The sequence below is a fragment of the Bacillus sp. 05T31 genome (genome assembly GCF_056396725.1).
This window is the reverse complement of sequence record NZ_JBFTMA010000847.1, coordinates 1-1,621: the sequence shown is the minus strand read 5'-3', so window position 1 is coordinate 1,621 and position 1,621 is coordinate 1. Positions and strand designations below refer to the sequence as shown.

1 protein-coding gene and 1 pseudogene are annotated in these 1,621 nt (G+C 34.1%); both read left to right on the top strand.

What is annotated here, in order from left to right:
* Positions 1-274: 274 nt before the first annotated feature.
* A pseudogene (locus AC1DJR_RS29080) lies at positions 275-396 on the top strand (LytTR family transcriptional regulator DNA-binding domain-containing protein); the annotation flags it as partial.
* Positions 397-591: 195 nt separating this feature from the next.
* Positions 592-1,621, top strand: a 1,030-nt coding sequence (locus AC1DJR_RS29075; RefSeq protein ID WP_477004157.1) for an L-lactate MFS transporter, incomplete at its 3' end; no start/stop codon positions are given.

The window sequence follows — 1,621 nt, the reverse complement described above, 5'->3', positions numbered from 1 at the left end:
TTTTTAACAAGACGCATTAAAAACGCATTCGTTATTATGGAATTTGTAGAGCGAATTGTTACATTTGAAGAAATAATTGTAAACGTACAAAGAAAGTCAGCCTTATGAAGTGACCCCATAAAGTAAGAAGACTTTTAGACATATAAAAGGGAAGATTTTATTACATTTTTAATGTAATGTTTTTTTGTGTTTGTTTAAACATCCTGTAGTTTCTAAAAGAGGTTATATATTTTAGTACCCTATTAATTAGGGTACTTTTTTGTTTGTATATGGTAATCAAAATTCTGAAGTCCAGCCATGGCGTAACTTTACGCATAATTTTTTATGAAAGAGGATTCAAAAGTACCCGTAAGTCGTACTTATGCAAAACAATACAAAAAGTTGCTACGTATTTAACAAGTAGTTTTTTGTATTTCACCCTTCGTTTTCTGTAACTGATTCCATATTTTTGACGCTCCAACTTGTAAGTGCTTACATAAGCGGAAACATCCTATACAATGAAGTTGTTAAGTCGAATGAGGTGGCGAAAATAAAAATAAAAAAAGCATATTTAGCGAATAGCATTGAAATAGAAAGAGGAGGAGAGATGGTATGAAAAAATCATCGGTTAATCCATGGCTTGTTGTCCTTGGAACAGTCATAGTACAAATGGGGCTTGGTACGATATATACATGGAGTTTATTCAATCAGCCCTTAGTGAGTAAATACGGTTGGAGTCTTAACGCTGTTGCTATAACTTTCTCAATTACTAGCCTGTCTTTAGCGTTTTCAACTTTGTTTGCGAGTAAATTGCAAGAAAAATGGGGACTTCGTAAACTTATTATGATAGCTGGACTAGCATTAGGAATTGGATTAATACTTAGTTCACAAGCTTCCTCATTAATATTGCTTTATGTACTAGCAGGGGTTGTTGTAGGTTATGCAGATGGTACAGCATATATCACTTCATTATCCAATTTAATAAAGTGGTTTCCAAAGCGTAAAGGTTTAATTGCTGGTATTTCTGTCTCTGCATATGGTTCGGGTAGCTTAATTTTTAAATATATTAACGCACAGTTAATTGAATCAGTTGGTGTATCACAAGCGTTTATATACTGGGGGTTAATTGTTACAGCTATGATTGTCCTTGGCGCTTGTTTAATCCATCAAGCTGCAGATCAAGGAGCAGTTCATGAAACAAAAACTCAGGAATATACAACGAAAGAAATGTTAGGCACAAAACAAGTATACTTATTATTTATTATGTTATTTACATCATGTATGAGTGGCTTATATTTAATTGGTATGGTAAAAGACATTGGTGTTCAACTTGTAGGGCTTAGCGCAGCGACAGCAGCTAATGCGGTGGCTATGGTTGCAATCTTCAATACATTAGGTCGTATTATTTTAGGACCGTTATCAGATAAAATCGGCCGTTTAAAAATCGTTACTGGTACATTTGTTGTTATGGCAGCTTCAGTCTTGGTTTTAAGTTTCGTAGATTTAAATTATGGTATCTACTTCGTATGTGTAGCAAGTGTAGCGTTTTGCTTTGGTGGAAATATAACTATTTTCCCAGCTATCGTTGGTGATTTCTACGGTATGAAAAACCATAGTAAGAACTACGGAATTGTGTATCAAG